This is a genomic window from Actinomycetota bacterium (assembly GCA_014360655.1).
Lineage (GTDB): Bacteria > Actinomycetota > Geothermincolia > Geothermincolales > RBG-13-55-18 > JACIXC01.
In genome coordinates this window covers 1-14,463 of record JACIXC010000004.1, presented here as the reverse complement: position 1 = coordinate 14,463, position 14,463 = coordinate 1, and the positions used below count along the sequence as shown (strand labels likewise).

10 protein-coding genes and 1 pseudogene are annotated in these 14,463 nt (G+C 64.9%); 2 read left to right on the top strand and 9 right to left on the bottom strand.

Going from position 1 to position 14,463, the window contains the following annotated elements; genetic code table 11:
* From mreD to H5T73_04060, 6 genes are all read right to left on the bottom strand, one after another.
* Positions 1-507 (bottom strand): rod shape-determining protein MreD, encoded by a 507-nt coding sequence (gene mreD / locus H5T73_04085; GenBank protein MBC7246945.1) that lies wholly within the window; start codon positions 505-507, stop codon positions 1-3.
* A gap of 3 nt (positions 508-510) precedes the next feature.
* Entirely contained in the window at positions 511-1,374 is an 864-nt protein-coding gene (gene mreC / locus H5T73_04080; protein MBC7246944.1) for a rod shape-determining protein MreC, read from the bottom strand.
* A 17-nt stretch (positions 1,375-1,391) separates the two neighbouring features.
* Positions 1,392-2,405, bottom strand: a complete 1,014-nt coding sequence (locus H5T73_04075; protein ID MBC7246943.1) for a rod shape-determining protein — start codon at positions 2,403-2,405, stop codon at positions 1,392-1,394.
* A gap of 348 nt (positions 2,406-2,753) precedes the next feature.
* A complete protein-coding gene (gene ndk, locus H5T73_04070) occupies positions 2,754-3,167 on the bottom strand; it encodes a nucleoside-diphosphate kinase (protein MBC7246942.1) in 414 nt (137 codons plus the stop codon).
* 199 nt (positions 3,168-3,366) lie between these two features.
* A complete protein-coding gene (locus H5T73_04065; protein ID MBC7246941.1) occupies positions 3,367-4,680 on the bottom strand; it encodes a bifunctional folylpolyglutamate synthase/dihydrofolate synthase in 1,314 nt (437 codons plus the stop codon).
* Positions 4,681-4,778: 98 nt separating this feature from the next.
* On the bottom strand, positions 4,779-7,403 hold the full coding sequence (locus tag H5T73_04060; GenBank protein ID MBC7246940.1) for a valine--tRNA ligase: 2,625 nt from the start codon (positions 7,401-7,403) through the stop codon (positions 4,779-4,781).
* Positions 7,404-8,052: 649 nt separating this feature from the next.
* Here H5T73_04060 and H5T73_04055 point away from each other — a divergent pair.
* A complete protein-coding gene (locus H5T73_04055; protein MBC7246939.1) occupies positions 8,053-8,406 on the top strand; it encodes a hypothetical protein in 354 nt (117 codons plus the stop codon).
* A gap of 316 nt (positions 8,407-8,722) precedes the next feature.
* Here the strand turns inward: H5T73_04055 and H5T73_04050 are convergent, their stop codons facing one another.
* Positions 8,723-9,934 carry an alpha/beta hydrolase gene (locus H5T73_04050; GenBank protein MBC7246938.1) on the bottom strand — a complete coding sequence of 404 codons (1,212 nt, stop codon included), beginning with the start codon at positions 9,932-9,934 and terminating at the stop codon, positions 8,723-8,725.
* Between the two features lie 405 nt (positions 9,935-10,339).
* Here H5T73_04050 and H5T73_04045 point away from each other — a divergent pair.
* A pseudogene (locus H5T73_04045) lies at positions 10,340-11,588 on the top strand (IS256 family transposase).
* Between the two features lie 240 nt (positions 11,589-11,828).
* On the opposite strand, the gene H5T73_04040 reads toward H5T73_04045, so the two are convergent.
* Positions 11,829-13,241: a hypothetical protein gene (locus H5T73_04040; GenBank protein ID MBC7246937.1), complete on the bottom strand. Its 1,413-nt coding sequence runs from the start codon at positions 13,239-13,241 to the stop codon at positions 11,829-11,831.
* 968 nt (positions 13,242-14,209) lie between these two features.
* A partial coding sequence (locus H5T73_04035) for a hypothetical protein (protein MBC7246936.1) occupies positions 14,210-14,463 on the bottom strand: 254 nt, incomplete at its 5' end.

The following is a 14,463-nucleotide window of genomic DNA, read 5'->3' as shown; positions in this document are numbered from 1 at the left end:
TCAGAACATCAACGCCCTTTCCTCGCCGGTGCTGAACCTCGCCAGCACGGGATACACCACCAGGGTGAGGAGGGCGTTGTAAAGCGCCATCCCGGCTATGATGCCGAAATTGAAGGCGGGCCTCTCCTCCATGCCCACCATGGCCCAGGTCGCGAACTTGATGAGCTCGTGCAGGATGGAGCCGAAAAAGACGATGACGGCCGGCCAGACGACGGATTTCGATATGACGCGCTGCCGCAGTTCCCCGCCCGCGTAGCCCAGGATGGTCTTGGCGAACGCCCCCACCCCCATAACGGCCGTGGTGAAGGCGTCCTCGAGCAGGCCGCCGAAAAACCCGAACAGCGCGCCCCGGCTCGGCCCCTCCAGCAGCGCCCAGCATATGGTGGCCACCAGCAGGATGTCCGGCTTCACCCTTCCCACGCTTATCTCCGTCGCCACCCCCACCTGTATGAGCAGGAAGACCAGAAGGATGATGGCGAAAAGGAGGCGGCGGTGTGCGGACATCATATCTCAACGACCTCCTTCCGCCACTCCCGGGGCGGTGGAAGGCTGTGGCGACATCACCACCATGACCTTGTCCAGGCGGGTCATGTTGGCCCGGGGCTGGATGATGATGCCCACCGAAAGGTCCGCCTGCTTTTCCCCTATCTCGGTGATGACGCCTATGGGAATGCCGGCCGGGCAGGTGCCCCCGAGGCCGGAGGAGACGACCATGTCTCCCGTGCGCACGTCCGCGTCCTGGTTGAGAAGCTCCAGGTGCACCTTTCCGCCCCCCTCGCCGCGCAGCACGCCCATCTCCGAGTTGCGCTGCAGCTTCGCCCCCACCGCGCTCTCCTCGTCGGTGATGAGCTGGACTACGGAGGACTGCGAGGTGCAGAGAATGATCCTCCCCACCAGGCTCCCGTCCTCGCTCAGCACCGCCATGTATTCCTTCAGGCCGTCGGAGTAGCCCGCCCCGATGAGGATGGTCTGTTCCCACGCGTCCGGGTTGGCGCCGATGACGTCCACGACCAGGAATTCCAGTTCCGGGTTGGCTTCCTTGACGGAGATCATCTCCCGCAGCATCTCGTTCTCCCGCTTCGTCTCCTCCAGCTCGTGCACCTTCTCCTCCAGGTCCTTGACCTCCTCTTTCAGGCGGTCGCGTTCCCCCCTCGCCCTCCCCAGGTCCAGCAGGAAAGCGATGCCGTCCCGCACCGGGCCGAACACCTTCTTCATCCCTTTCTGGAGGGGGGAGACGACGTCCATGGAGAAGCGCTGCAGGCGGTGGAAGAGCCCGTCGTCGCTCTCGCGTGAATAGACGGTGACCAGGAGGACGCAGATGACGACGAGGATGATCAGCAGCGTGCGCTGGCGCCGGTTCTCTCTCTCCATCATGATCGCTCAACCCCGGATCAGTGCCGGGATGAGGAGATCAACACCTTTTTCATGATATCGAACTCCTCGAGGCATTTCCCCGATCCTATGGCCACGTCGGACAGGGGCGAGGCGGTGACCACCACCGGCATAGCCGTCTCGTGCCGCAACCTCTCGTCCAGCCCGGTGAGCAGGGATCCCCCACCCGTGAGGTAAATGCCGCGGTCCATGATATCGGAGGCCAGCTCCGGGGGAGTCTTGTCCAGGGTGGTCTTGACCGCTTCCACGATGGAGGAGACGGGCTCCTCTATGGCCTCCCTGATCTCCTCCGCCAGCACCACGATGGTCTTGGGCAGGCCGGTGACCAGGTCCCTCCCTCTTATCTCCGCGTTGATCTCGTCATCCACGGGGAAAGCGGATCCGATCTGGATCTTCAGCTCCTCCGCCGTTCGCTCCCCGATCATGAGGTTGTACTCCCTCTTTATGTAGTTGACCACCGCCTCGTCCAGCTCGTCCCCGCCGATGCGGATGGACTCGCTGGTCACTATGCCCCCCAGGGAGATCACCGCCACCTCCGTGGTGCCGCCGCCCACGTCCACTACCATGTTTCCGGTGGGCTCGTGGATGGGAAGTCCCGCCCCGATGGCCGCCGCCATGGGTTCCTCGATGATGTAGGCGGCCCTCGCTCCCGCCTGTATGCAGGCCTCCTCGACCGCCCTCTGCTCCACCCCGGTGGTCCCCGAGGGCACGCAGACCACCACCCGGGGCCTGGCGAAGAGGCGCCTCTTGTGCACCTTCTGGATGAAGTAGCGGAGCATCTTCTCCGTGACGTCGAAATCGGCGATCACCCCGTCCTTGAGGGGGCGCACCGCGACGATATGGCCCGGGGTACGGCCGATCATCCTCTTCGCCTCCGCCCCCACCGCGAGGATGGCGCCGTTGCTGGTGTTGATGGCCACCACGGAGGGCTCGTTGAGCACGATGCCCTTCCCGCGCACGTAGACCAGGGTGTTCGCCGTCCCCAGGTCGATGGCCATGTCCCTTCCCAGCATCTCCCAGGAGGAGAACATACCTATCACCTTTCCCTCATATTTTTAACGGCCCGAAGGCCGCTTGCTGCACCAAACATTTTATCACATGGGGACGCCGTCAATACCCTTTCCCGCTCCTTTCAGCAGGTCAAAGAGGTGCGGATGCCCGGCATGCCGTAGGCACGGCCCCACCGTTCCGTAGACGGAAGCGGGCATCCCCCGGTTCCCTCAACCCGGCGAGGGCCGCACCCCCGTCCGGCTCCATGGGCCGGCACGCCGCCCGAAACGCCGCGTATCCCGGCGGGTGCCGCGCCGCCCGTTACCCGGCCCACGTCACCCACGTTCACGGTGAGTCCGGGGAAGAGCTTCTCATGCGAGCCCGGGGAAGAAGAGGTCGATCTCCCTGGCGGCGGTATCCGGGCTGTCGGAACCGTGCACGATGTTGCGGGTGATCTCCACCGCGAAATCCCCCCTGATGGTCCCGGGAGCCGCCTTGCGGGGGTCCGTCTCCCCCATCACCTTGCGCACCTGAGATACGGCCGCCTCCCCTTCCAGCACCATGGCCACCACGTCGCCCGAGGTTATGAAGGATACCAGCTCCGCGTAGAAATCCTTTCCCGCGTGTTCCGCGTAATGCCGCGAGGCGAGCTCCTCGTCCATCCTCAGCATGCGCATGGCCACGATGCGCATGCCCAGCCTCTCGAAGCGGGAGATCACCTCTCCCACCAGTCCCCTCTCCACCCCGTCGGGCTTGACCAGGACCAGGGTCCTCTCCTTTTCCATGTCTTTCTTGCTCCTCCGTCCTCCCTTACGGTTCCACGCCGTCTTCTTGCTCCCGTGTTTTGCATGCCTCTTCCGCCATGTTACCTCGCGCGATTCCTCGTTACGCCTTTTCGCCCCTCCTGCCTTATCCTCCTTCCGATCACCTTCTATCCCGTACCTCATCCGCGAAGCGATAACGGGGTGAGCGATACCCCTACACCTACTCCGGGCGCAGGCCCATGGCCGCCCTCGCCTCCCCAACCGTGTAGAGCGACCCGGTGACGCAGACCATGTCCGTGACCGCGGCCAGGGTGCGGGCGAACTTCACCGCCTCCCTCAGATCCTCCACCACCACGCAATCGCGGCCCATCTCCCGCACCAGTGCCGCCAGCCTGCGGGCGGGAGCGGCCCTCTCCTCCGAGCTCTGCGTCACCACCACGGTGTCCGCCAGGGGGAGCAGCACCTCCAGAATGCGGCGCATGTCCTTGTCCTCCAGGATCCCGATCACCAGCACCAGCCTCTCGAAATCGAGGTCGTTCGCAATCACCTGCGCCAGGCGCTCCGCGCCGTCGGGGTTATGGGCGCCGTCTAGGAGCACCAGTGGGTGCAGCGAGACCACCTCCAGCCTCCCCGGCGAGGTGACGCGGCGCAGGCCCGCCTCCACTTCCGTGAGGGAAAGGTCCCGCGCCGATCCGGCGTAGGCCTCGCAGGCCGCCACCGCGCAGGCGGCGTTCACCCCCTGGTGCTCGCCCAGCAGGGGGAGGTAGAGGTCGCCGTATTCCCGCAGCAGGCCCCGTACGCCCACAACCTGCCCGATCTTGCCCGTTTCCACGCCGTAGGTAAGATTATAAAGTAGATGGAAATCTTTTCCAAATATCTTCAGGTCGCTCCCTTTCTCCCGGCACGCCTCCTCGATCACCCTGAAGGACCCGGGGTGATCCACCGCCGTTATCACCACGCTTCCCTCCTTGATGATCCCCGCCTTCTCGAAGGCGATCTCCTCCAGCGTGTCCCCCAAAACGTCCATGTGGTCGTAGGCGACCCTGGTGATCACCTGCACCCGCGAACGCACCAGGTTCGTCGCGTCCCACCGTCCGCCCAGCCCCACCTCGGCGACCGCCAGGTCGACCTTCCGCCGCGCGAAATGAAGGAAGGCCATGGCCGTGGTGACCTCGAAGTAGGTGAGCGGGTCGCCCGTTTCCGCGTCCGTCTCCTCCACCGCGGGGATGACCGCCTCCAGCAGCGCGGCGAACTCCCGCTCGCTCACGGGCCGTCCGTCCACGCATATGCGTTCGGTAACGCTCTGGAGATGGGGGGAGGTATAACGTGCGACCCTCCTCCCTCCCACCCCCAGGATGGAGGAGACCATGCGCGCGACGGAGGTCTTGCCGTTGGTGCCTGTTATATGGATGGAAGGGTAAGCGAGCTGGGGGTTACCCAGCCGCTCGAGGAGCGGGCGGATGCGGTCCAGCCCCGGTTTTATGCCGAAGCGCGACCTGCGGTCGAGGTATTCCTCCGCCTCCCTGAAATCCACCGCGCAACCTTCCCTTCACCGTCAACACCATGGACCACGCCCTGGGGCCAGGGACCGTTTATTGCCGGCGATGCCGTGGGAACAGGTCCCGTTTGCCGCTACTCCCCCAAAAGTCTCAGCTGTTCGCTGAGGCGTTCCACCTTGAGCCGGTTTTCGGCCAGCCTCTTCCGCTCCTTGCGCACCACTTCGGGAGGCGCCTTGGCCAGGAACTGGTCGTTGGACAGCTTGGCCTGGAAACGGCGGGCTTCCTCCTCCAGCCGCGCGATCTCGCGCCTTATCCTCTCCGCCTCTTCCGAGAAAGCCTCCCCCTTCAGGGGGATGAAGACCTCCACGCCGGCCGCCACCCCCCGCGCGTAGGCGGTCGGGTCCTCCACGCCCTCCACCAGCCGGAGCGAGGAGAGCCGCGCCTGCGAGGTCACGTAAAGCGCGTGCTCGAGCAAGAGCTCGCGCCTGCCCTCGACCAGGGGAACCGCCATCGCCTCCACTTGCACGTTGGGGCGCACTCCCATCTCGGAACGCAGACGCCGCAGGCAGGTGATGATCTCCTGCAGTACGGCCATCTCCTCCTCCGCACGCGCGTCGCGATGCTCAGCCCGCGGCCGCGGCCAGGGCGCCACCACCAGCGACTCGCCCTCGTGTGGCAAGCGCTGCCATATCTCCTCGGTGATGAAGGGCATGAAAGGGTGCAGCAGGCGCAGGGCCTGCTCCAGCACCGTCCACAGCACGTGCTGGGCCGTGCGCCTGGCCGTGCCGTCCCCGCCGTAGAGGCGCAGCTTCGAGAGCTCCACGTACCAGTCGCAGAAGTCGCCCCAGAAGAACTCGTAGAGCGCACGGCAGGCCTCGCTGAAGTTGTAGGATCCGAAGAACTCGTCCATGGACGTTATGAGCCCGCTCAACCTGGAGAGGATCCAGCGATCGGCCAGGGTGAGTTCCAGTTTTTCCTCCCCGACCTCCTGCGGGTCGAAGTCCTCCAGGTTCATGATGGTGAAGCGGGAGGCGTTCCAGATCTTGTTGCAGAAATGGCGGCTGCCGGCGATGCGCTCCTCCGAGAGGAAGACGTCCCTCCCGGGCACGGCGATGTGCCCAAGGGTAAAGCGCAGGGCGTCGGCCCCGTAACGCTCGATGACGTCCAGGGGGTCGATGACGTTCCCCGACGACTTGCTCATCTTCTTCCCCGACTCGTCGCGGATGAGGGCGGTGACGAAGACCTCGCGGAAGGGCACGTCGCCCATGAAGTGGATGCCCAGGAACATCATGCGCGCCACCCAGAAGAAGATGATATCGAAGGCCGTCACCAGCACCGAGGTGGGATAGAAGTAACCGAGCTCGGGCACGTCCTCGGGCCAGCCCAGGGTGGAGAAGGGCCACAGGCCGGAGGAGAACCAGGTGTCCAGCACGTCGGGGTCCTGCTCCAGCTCCCCGCCGCACGGGCAGCGGTCCGGGTCCTCGCGCGACACGATGACCCGCCCGCATTCCCGGCAGTACCAGGCGGGGATGCGGTGCCCGAACCAGAGCTGGCGCGAGATGCACCAGTCGCGCACGTTGTACATCCAGTCGAAGTAGATCTTCTCCCAGCGGGCAGGCACGAAACGCGTCCTCCCCTCCTCCACCGCCTTGATAGCCGGTTCCGCCAGCTCCTTCATGCTCACGAACCACTGCTTGGATAGGTAGGGCTCGATGACGGTGTGGCAGCGGTAGCAGTGCCCCACCGCGTGCAGGTGGTTTTCCACTTTCTGGACGTAGTGCATCTTCTCCAGGTCGCGCACCACGGCGTTGCGCGCCTCGTAGCGGTCCAGCCCCTCGTAGGGGCCGCCGTTCTCGTTCACCACCGCCTCGGGGGTGAAGATGTTGATCTCCGGCAGGCCGTGCCGTTTCCCCATCTCGAAGTCGTTGGGGTCGTGGGCGGGGGTGACCTTCACCGCGCCGGTGCCGAACTCGGGGTCCACGAAATCGTCGGCTATGATGGGCAGCTCCCGCCCCAGCAGGGGGAGGACGGCCGTTTTCCCCACCAGGTGGCGGTAGCGGTGGTCGCGCGGGTTGACCGCCACCCCGGTGTCGCCCAGCATGGTCTCCGGCCGGGTGGTGGCCACGTAGAAACATTCATCGGAGTCCTTGAGATCGTAGCGGATGTACCAGAGCTTTCCCTCCACCTCCTCGTGCTCCACCTCGATGTCCGAGATGGCGGTGAGGCAGCGCGGGCACCAGTTCACGATGTAGTATCCCTGGTAGATGAGGCCCTCCTCGTAGAGGCGCACGAAGACCTCGCGCACGGCGCGCGAGCAGCCCTCGTCCATGGTGAAACGCTCCCGCTCCCAGTCGCAGGAGCAGCCCATGCGCTTGAGCTGCCTGATGATGGTGCCGCCGTATTCCTCCACCCACTGCCAGACCCTTTCCAGGAAGGCCTCGCGCCCTATCTCCCACCGCGTCTTGCCCTCACGGGCGAGGTTGCGTTCCACCACCGCCTGGGTGGCGATGGCCGCGTGGTCCGTGCCCGGCAGCCACAGGGTCTCGTAGCCCTGCATGCGCTTGCGCCGCACGATGAAGTCCTGCAGGGAGTTGTTGAGGGCGTGCCCGAGGTGCAGGGAACCGGTCACGTTGGGAGGGGGTATGACGATGGTGAAGGGCTCCCTTTCCGGGTTCACCTCGGCGTGGAAGTACCCCTTCTCCTCCCAGAAGGAGTACCATTTCTCCTCCACCTCGCCCGGGTCGTAGGCCTTGGGCATGTCGCATCCTTCCGCGCGTGCGGCCTTACCTGGCACCTCGGGTTTCACCTCCGCCGTCTTTCCTTCCCGCCACTTCCCATGCCTGGTCCTGCCATTCCCATACCCGGCATACATCCCCACGGTTCTTCCATGGTTCTCCCTGCCTGCCCCGGGCGTATGCAGGCCGCATTCCGGTCCGCAGCGTGGAACCCTGCCGACGCTCTCCTTCCTCCACCCACCCCTTCCCCGCCCGCGAGGCTACCGTCCCGCCCATGGACCATGCCACATGCGTCCGCGCCGTCGTGATAAGCCCGCAAGCGGAACGCCGCCCCCGCAAGGCGTCAAAATGCATGGTAAGAAGCGGCCTCCCTTTTTGTCAAACGCCCCGCGCGGTCTCTCAACCTTTTTCAACCCGGAAAGCGCCTACCGAAACGTTACAGCATCGCGCGGGCCCCTTCACCTTCTTCCGCCCGAATCTCCTGCTGAAATGATACGGGATCCGGGGAAACCGGGCTGCCCTTCTCCGGGCGTCCGCAAGAATTCTCCGGGCGTCCGCAAGAATATCGTGCGTGCGGGCCTCGGGAGGAAGATGTCGCCTCGCTACGCGAAACGAATCTTGCCGCCCCTCCCAGGCGAGGGATATGCTATCACCACCGGCGAGATGACATAAGTGATGACCTGGGACTGGAAGGGAGACTGCATGGGTTTCGCCGCCTGGATGACGGTTCTCGCGTCCCTGGCCCTTCTCTTCCTGTCCCTGGCCCTGCTGGTCAGGACGGGCCTGCTCCTCTACCGCGCCTTCCGTTACGCCTGGAAGGACGGCCAGGCCTGGGGCCGCGAGTTCTCGCGTTATTCCGCGAGCCTCGGCGATTCTATCCGCTCCATGGAAGAGCGGGTTCGCAACATCTCAGCAGAAGGACGCAACACGCGGGAGACCGTCGACGACATCCGGGACTTCCTGGAGGAGATGCGCTCCCACCCCCTGCTGCGCGCCGCCCGCTTCGCCGGACGGTTCCGCCGCTGAAGCACCCGTCCGGATATGCACGCCGGGATTTCCCTCCCCCACCCGACAGCCTGCATCGCGGAAGCGATCGCGCCGGAGGCGCAACGGTGCCAGGCGTTGCGGAGCGGAGATGAGGTTCGTGTCTTCACTTTTTCGTTCCGAGGAGACGGCGCGCACCCAAAAGACGAAACGACGGAATGAAAAAGCGAAGACACGACCCCTATTCCACTATTCCAGGCGGCCCGGGCCGGAAGAAGGAAACCGGCGCGGAACCGCGCCGATCAACACGACCGGGCAGCACCAAACGTCCCATGTCCGGGGTTGACCCTGAAACCGGCTAGGCCCGGCTTCCCCAGTCGACCTTCTTCAGCCAGGCCAGGATCACGCCGGCCGCCAGGGGCAGGTTGCCCACCTGGCAGTGCGCGTCCGCCCCCTCCGCCGCCTTGAACACGTGCATGGCCTTGGGCCCCGATACCCTGGCGTGGAAGAGCTCGGCCTGCCTGCGGGCCTCCTCGCCCTCCCCCTCCCCCACCAGGGACAAGGTGGCGCAGGCGATCTCGCCCTCCCGCCCCAGGATGTTGAACTCCTTCATCCTCTCCAGCATGGCGGGCACGGTCCTCGCCCCGAAGCGCCGGCCGAAGGTCTCGATCACCCAGCGGATGACCGGCACCGCCTGCATGGCCGCCTCGTAATCCTCCTCCGGCAGCTCGACCAGGTTCTTCAGCGCGGAGCCGGCGAAATAGGCGTGCATGTCTATGATGGGGGAGTTGAGGATGCACGCTGTTATCCTGCGGTCGTGGACCGCCGCCCGGGCGGCGAAGTACCCTCCCAGGCTGATGCCCATGAGGGCCAGCCGGTCCGGGTCCACGTCGGGCCTCGAGAGCGCGAGGTCCACCGCCGCGCCCACCGGCTTCTCGAAATCGGGCATGAAGGGACGGTCGGGATGGAGATGGCACATGGCCGCTTGGCCGGGACCCTCGAACATCATCACGTTGTATCCGTCCTCCAGGGCGTAGGCGGCGACGCCGAAATAGGACTCCTCCATGGTGCCGTCGAAGCCCGACAGGACCATCAGGGTGGGGAGACGCCCTCCTCCGCCGCCGGGCGAGAAAAAATAACCGGGCAGGCTCAGATCCCCGAAGGGTATTTCCAGTACCTCCCAGCTATACCCCGAGAGCCCGGCCGCGGCGCGAAAACAGCGCACGCTGTTCTCCCAGTGGGCGCGCCGCTCGGGCTCGGAGAAAAAGCCGTAGTACTCTGCGGCGCGCCAGTACATGGAGGCCCGCAGGTAGGCGTCGCGGGCCGCGCTCCTCGCCCCGGCGGCGGCGAACTCCTCCGCGCGCTCCTCCACCATCCCCGCGGTGGCCGCCCACTCCCGCGCCCAGCCGCGCACGTCGCCGTCCTCGATGCGGCCTGCCGTGGCCAGGCACTCTCCCAGCGTGGCGCCGCCCCGGCAGGAGGCGCCCAGGCTCCTCACCACCTGGAAGTCGAACTCCTCGTTCTGGAACAGGTTGAGCCTCAATCCGGCGCGCTTGAACTCCTCGGCCATTTTGACTCCTCCTTTGTACGTCGACCCCCGCGCGCGGCGCGCGCAAGGACAAGGACATCCTGCCTGCGGCGAAGCGGGCTCCGCGCACGGGAGGCGAACGGGCCGCCCGCCGCCATATCGTCCACAAGGTTTTTAACGGAGGCTTCCGCCGAAACCTTGAGGGGTGCGGAGGACCTCGCGTTTGAGACGTCCGAGGTCGCGCGTCCCACCCCGGCTCCCCGTGCCCATGGGCGCAGGCCCGGGCGGTTTCTCCCGATACGAGATGCGCTTGTTCCCCCTCGCTCTCGAGCCGCAAGCCGTTAGAGTCTCCGGCAGTGGTGTATAAACCGAAAACCCCCTAGCAAAGCAAGGACCAACGTGCCATCCTTTTCTCAAGTGTAAGCCGAGAGACAAAGGAGAAGCGCGATGGTCAACCCTACTATGGACCTTATGGAGTGGTTGCGCAAGCAGCTGGAGGAAGCGGATACGGACCTGCTCAGGGAGATGATGACTCTGATGGCGGGCATGCTCATGGATGCCGAGGTGGCCGCCATCTGCGGGGCGGAGTACCGGGAGAGATCGGTGGAGCGCGTGAACTCGCGCAACGGTCACCGGCAGCGACCCCGGGACACGCGGGTGGGGACCATCGACCTAGAGATCCCCAAGCTCAGGCAGGACTCCTGCTTTCCCGCCTGGCTGCTCGAGCCCCGTAGGCGGGCGGAGCAGGCGCTCATCAACGTCATCTCCGACTGCTATCTGGCCGGCGTCTCCACCCGAAGGATGGACAAACCGGTGAAGACGCCGGGCATAGAGGGTATATCCCGCTCCCAGGTATCCCGTATGGCCAAAGCCCTAGACGAGATGGCGGAGGCCTTCCGGAACCGCCCCCTGACCTCAGGTCCCTACACCTACCTCTGGCTCGATGCGCTCACATGAGAAGGTGCGCGAGGGCGTCAGGGTGGTGAATGTAGTGTGTGTCATCGCCATCGCGGTGAATTCCGGCGGGCACCGCGAGGTGCTGGGGGTAGACCTCATAACCTCAGAGGACGGCGCGGGCTGGACGGCGTTCTTGCGGGGCCTCCTGTCCCGCGGGCTCTCCGGGGTGTCTTTGGTCATCGCGGGCGCCCACCCCGGCCTCAAGGAGGCCATCGCAGCTCGCCTGCCGGGAGCTTCCTTCAAGAGGTGCCGCACCCACTTCGCCCGCAACCTCCTTTGCAAGGTCCCCAAGGCCTCCCAGGACCTGGTCGCCACCTGCGTGCGCACCATCTTCGCTCAGCCCGACAAAAAGAGCGTCTTCTGCCAGCACGCTGCCATGGTGGAGCAGCTGGAGGCGCGCTTCCCGGAGGCGGCGGAGATGACCGTGGAGGCCCGCGACGATATCCTGGCCTTCGCCCCCTATCCCAAGGCGCAGTGGCGTCAGGTCTGGTCCAACAACCCCCTGGAGCGGCTGAACCGCGAGGTGCGCAGGCGCACCGACGTCGTTGGCATCTTTCCCAACCGGCAGGCCATCATCCGGCTGGTCGGTGCCGTCCCGGCCGAGCAGGACGACGAGTGGCAGGTGACCCGGCGTTACATGAGCCTGGAAACGCTCGCCAAGGCGAGGATAAACGTGATCGAGGGTGAGGTCTTAGGTTCAGAAAAGGAGGTGAAGTCGCTAGAGCCGGCGGCCTTCTAGGGCGTCGTCGTCAAAGGGATGGCACGATGGAGCTTATTACACCACTTGATGGGACGTGGGCGCCGTACGATTGCGGGCCCGGCGATATCCCCATCGTGTTGATTCATGGCATAAGCCCATGTTAGGGGCATCCTTGCCTCTCCCACGCAGAAGAAAGCGGGGTTCAGGGAGGCTCCGAGAAGGAATGGGTGCGGGCCCCCAGGGCCCGCACCCTTTCAAGAAATATGCATGACGCATTTATCAAATGCCGAATAACTGGATCCCGGAGGTGTTGTGCCCCCAGGCCCTTCCCGGGCCGTACATGGAACGCTCGCTCACCGCCAAACCCTCCTTGCGGTAAACCGCCACGGAGAGGTCGTAGCAGCCCGGCAGGTAGTCGTTGAGGCGCAGGGTGCGGCGGGAGAGCGCGGGCACCTCCACGCCGCGGGGCCCCTCCACCCGCCCCGTCGCGGTGAGGAAATCGATGTCCACCACGGCCTTCTCCTCCAGCGGGTTCTGCAGTACCAGCCAGGTCTCCATGCCCGCCGCGGTGCAGCCCTCCGCGAAGACACCGGATAAATCATCGCCGTTTTGGCTGGCCCACCATAAAGTGGGGGTTCCCTGCCCGCAGTGCGCCCAGAGTCCCCCCGGACCGTACATGGAGCGCTCGCAGGCCACCCAACCCTCCTTGCGGTAAACCACCACGGAGAGGTCGTAGCAGCCCGGCAGGTAGTCGTTGAGGCGCAGGGTGCGGCGGGAGAGCGCGGGCACCTCCAAGCCGCGGGGCCCCTCCACCCGCCCCGTCGCGGTGAGGAAGTCGATGTCCACCACGGCCTTCTCCTCATCATCGGGGTTCTGGATGGCAAGCCAGGTCTCCATGCCCCCCGCGGTGCAGCCCTCGGGGAAGAGCCAGTATGGATAAACTTCATCGGGAGCGTCGGCTACCATCATGTACATGTTCAGAGAGCTGCAATGCCCCCAGGTCTTATTCGGGCCGTACATGGAACGCTCGCAGACCACCACTCCTTCGTTGCAGTAAACCGCAACGGAGAGGTCGTAGCAGCCCGGCAGGTAGTCGTTGAGGCGCAGGGTGCGGCGGGAGAGCGCGGGCACCTCCACGTCGCGGGGCCCCTCCACGCGCCCCGTCGCGGTGAGGAAATCGATGTCCAGTACGGCCTTCTCCTCATCATCGGGGTTCTGGATGGCAAGCCAGGTCTCCATGCCCCCCGCGGTGCAGCCCTCGGGGAAGAGCCATACCTCGAAAGGGCCCCAGGATGCCGTGTTGCAGTGCCCCCAGGCCCTTCCCGGACCGTACATGGAGCGCTCGCACAAGACCACGTTCTCCTTGCACTTCACCTCGATGGAAAGGTCGTAGCAGCCCGGCAGGTAGGTATTCACCAGGAGAGTGCGTCGGGAGAGCACGGGAACCTCCAAGCCGCGGGGCCCCTCCACGCGCCCCGTCGCGGTGAGAAAGTCGATGTCCAGTACGGCAGGCCCATCATCAAGGGGGTTCTGGAACACCAGCCAGGTCTCCATGCCCTCCGCGGTGCAGCCCTCGGCCAGGTATAAGCTCTCAAGGTATCCGTTCTCGCCATTTGTCGCCGTGCCGTATTCGGAAAGCAAGCGGGAAAGTGGGTTGTCGGCCTCCCGGGTCCCCTGCTCCCCCTCGGCCACGGCCACCGCCCCTCCGAAAAGGGACAACGTACCCGGGGAACATGTCAAAACCACGAGAAGCAGCGCCACCGGAACAAGCATGAAAGGCTTTGCCGGGCGCTTGAGATGGACCCTTGGACTCATGACGATACCCCCTTCACATCCAGGCGCGATCACTTTTCCCCGCGTCCTCTGATCTTTTCGCGCTTCGGCGAGGGAACGCCGCGGGAAACCCCTGCAAGCGCATGCATGCGAAAAGGCCTGCGGTGGTAGCAGCAGCGATTCATCACCCCCTCTTTTCACCCGCAAATATCAGGATGGGATCCGGGACAGTTACCGAATGTTTCCAAAGCTACTTGCCTGAGAACATCCGACTAGCCGCCCACAAACCTTCCGCTTTTCCGCATGCAATCCCATGATATTATCACGCTCTTGCCCGCGTCAACGAATGGGCTTTCGAGTAGACTTAATTTGACGCAAAGGGCGAGAGGGTGGTCTCTCGACCTTCTCAACCAATAGCGCCCGCCGAAACGATAAGGCATTCCGGGGGTGTTGCACCTTGCGTTCGTGAGCTCTCACGGTTAATCGCAGCCCGCATGATCATGCGGCGTTTTATGACTTCACCGGGAGAGCGCGTTCTCGGGGTTTTCGCGAGAATTCGTGCGTGCGTTAACCCCCCCATCGCCAAACACTTGGTTATATAGTGGGGTCACATCTTCGATCTTCGGCCGAAGGGTCGCTAAGGGGGCCACGGACCTAACGGCGCTAATGGGGTCACATCTTCGATCACCGGCCCCTTATGACTTTTCCGCCCGGCCTGGCGCGGCAAGGCAACCCCGCGCCGGAAGGGCGAGGATGCGGATATGAGTGAGCCCTAAGGGTCGGGCAACCGAAGACCGAAGATGTGACCCCAGACAGAGGGCCGGCCAGGCGGCCGGCCCTCGATCGCTCTTTCCCGTTCTCCCCGCCTGTCGCCCCTGAACCTCCTCTCAGAAGGCGCCGCTGTAGCCTATGGAGTCGTGGGCCCAGACCTTGCCCGCTCCGTAGACGGCGCGCTCGCAGATGACCTCCCCGCCGTGGGAGACCACCTGGGTGGAGATGTCCTTCAGGTTGTTGTGGAGGGAGTTCAAGAGGAAGGACTGCCGGGAGTTCGCGGGGATCACGAACCCCTGGGGGCCGTTCTTCTTGCCCTCGTTGGTCTGGAAGGTCAGGTCCACGGTGACCTCGCTGTCGTTGGGGTTCT

Bases quoted from the DNA above. Each gene is read 5' to 3' on its own strand.
- mreD (MBC7246945.1), bottom strand. From the start codon at position 507: ATGATGTCCGCACACCGCCGCCTCCTTTTCGCCATCATCCTTCTGGTC.
- H5T73_04060 (MBC7246940.1), bottom strand. From the start codon at position 7,403: ATGCCCAAGGCCTACGACCCGGGCGAGGTGGAGGAGAAATGGTACTCC.
- ndk (MBC7246942.1), bottom strand. From the start codon at position 3,167: ATGGAAAAGGAGAGGACCCTGGTCCTGGTCAAGCCCGACGGGGTGGAG.
- H5T73_04075 (MBC7246943.1), bottom strand. From the start codon at position 2,405: ATGCTGGGAAGGGACATGGCCATCGACCTGGGGACGGCGAACACCCTG.
- mreC (MBC7246944.1), bottom strand. From the start codon at position 1,374: ATGATGGAGAGAGAGAACCGGCGCCAGCGCACGCTGCTGATCATCCTC.
- H5T73_04050 (MBC7246938.1), bottom strand. From the start codon at position 9,934: ATGGCCGAGGAGTTCAAGCGCGCCGGATTGAGGCTCAACCTGTTCCAG.